The organism is Roseomonas sp. TAS13 (genome assembly GCF_001950415.1).
GTDB lineage: Bacteria > Pseudomonadota > Alphaproteobacteria > Acetobacterales > Acetobacteraceae > Roseomonas > Roseomonas mucosa.
On sequence record NZ_BDLP01000598.1, the window covers coordinates 1 to 1,759 of the forward strand.

Sequence of the window (1,759 nt, forward strand, 5' to 3'; positions counted from 1 at the left end):
CGGGTCGCGGTGGTGGAGGCGCAGCTTGCCCGGGCCTCCGGCGACTCCCGGCGCGCGCAGGCGGCGCTGCAACGGGCCGAGGAGCTGCGGCGGGCCCAGCTCAGTGGCACCCCGGCGGCGGTTCCGATGGCATCAGGGCCGGCGGCCACGATGCGGGGCCAGGCCACGGCAAATCCCTTCCAGCAGGTGGCGCTGGCTGGTGGAGAGCCGGTTCTGCTGGCCGCGGCGGGGCCGGCGGTGGGCAACGATCCCCTGCTCAACGACATCCAGCGCCAGCTCGCCGAGGTACGGGAGGAATCCGCGCCGCGCATCGGGCCGAACTTCGCCGGGCGCTTCCGCTCCGGCAGCGGCGGCCTCGACCGTTTGCAGGAATATTCCGGCGGGGCGGAGGCCTCGGCGGCGATGCCGGGGATCGGTGGGCGGATCGCCGCCCGCGCCCAGCTCTACAGCATCGATTCCGGCACGCTGGACCAGAACACGGGCAACCTGCGCCGTTTCGGCACCAACCCGCTGCGGCTGCCGGGGCCCAGCGAGAGCATCTCCGCCGCCACCGCGGCCCGGCTGACGCCAAAGGACACCACGGCCTCCGGCGTCGCCTTCGGCCTTGGCTATACGCGCGGCGAGAGCCTGTCACTCGATGTCGGCTCCACGCCGATCGGCTACCGCGTGCAGAACCTGGTGGGCGGGCTGGAGCTTGCTCCGTCCTTGAACGGCAACCTGCGCCTGCGCCTGACCGGCGAGCGCCGGGCCATGACCGACAGCCTGCTGGCCTGGGCCGGGCAGCGCGACCCGGTCACCAGCCGGACCTGGGGCGGCGTGGTGCGCAACACCGGGCGCGGCCAGTTCGAATGGAGCGCGGGCCGGGCGAACTTCTATGCCGGCGGCGGCTATTCGCAGGTCGAGGGCAAGGGCGTTGCCGACAACAACCGGATCGAGGCCGGGGCCGGCATGAGCTACGCCTTCTTCCGGCGACCGGACGAGGAGCTGACCAGCGGGCTCGACCTCGTCTATCTCTCCTACGACAAGAACCTGCGCTTCTTCACCCTGGGTCAGGGCGGCTACTTCAGCCCGCAGAACTATGTCGCGGCGAATATCCCGATCGACTACCGCGCCCGGCTGGGGAACCTCTCCTACCACCTCGGCGGCCAGATCGGCCTCGCGCACTTCAAGGAGGACCGCTCCCCGCTCTTTCCCAACGACCCCGCCCTGCAGGCCCGGGCCGAGGCGCGGGAGGCGGCCGACTCCACGCAGAGCGCCTTCTACGCCGGCCAGACCCAGACCAGCCTGGTCGGCGGTGTGCGGGCGGATGCGGAATACGCCATCACGCCCCAGTTCAAGGTCGGTGGCCTGCTCCGCTACGACCGTGCGGCGGACTGGAACGAGGTGCGCGCCATGCTCTTCGCGCGCTACCGCTTCGATTGACCTATGGTTCCGGGGCCAGTGCTTCCGGGACCGGTGCTTCGGGGACCGGTGCTTCGGGGATCAGCGCTTCGGGGTGCCGGGCGTGGCCTCGCCCAGGCCCCGTTCCTCGGTGCCCAGCGCCTCGGCGAGCCTAACCGTGGCGCTGCCGGGCCGGGCGGGCTGCTGCTGGCTGGGTGCCGGCGCCCAGCCGGTCAGCGTCAGGAGGCGCAGGGTGACGGGCACCGGCTCGTCCCCCGGCGCCTCGCCCGCCAGCCGGGCCAGCGCCGCCGGGAACAGCGCGCGCGGCACCGGGCGCGGGTCCCGTGCCAGGACCGCGCTGGTTTCCCCGGCCGCGCGC

1 protein-coding gene and 1 pseudogene are annotated in these 1,759 nt (G+C 73.1%); one reads left to right on the forward strand and one right to left on the reverse strand.

Annotation, left to right across the window (positions count from 1 at the left end):
- The coding region (locus ROTAS13_RS24050) for a cellulose synthase subunit BcsC-related outer membrane protein (RefSeq protein WP_171979231.1) at window positions 1-1,422 on the forward strand (1,422 nt) is incomplete at its 5' end.
- Between the two features lie 60 nt (window positions 1,423-1,482).
- Here the strand turns inward: ROTAS13_RS24050 and ROTAS13_RS24055 are convergent.
- A pseudogene (locus ROTAS13_RS24055) lies at window positions 1,483-1,759 on the reverse strand (SAM-dependent methyltransferase); the annotation flags it as partial.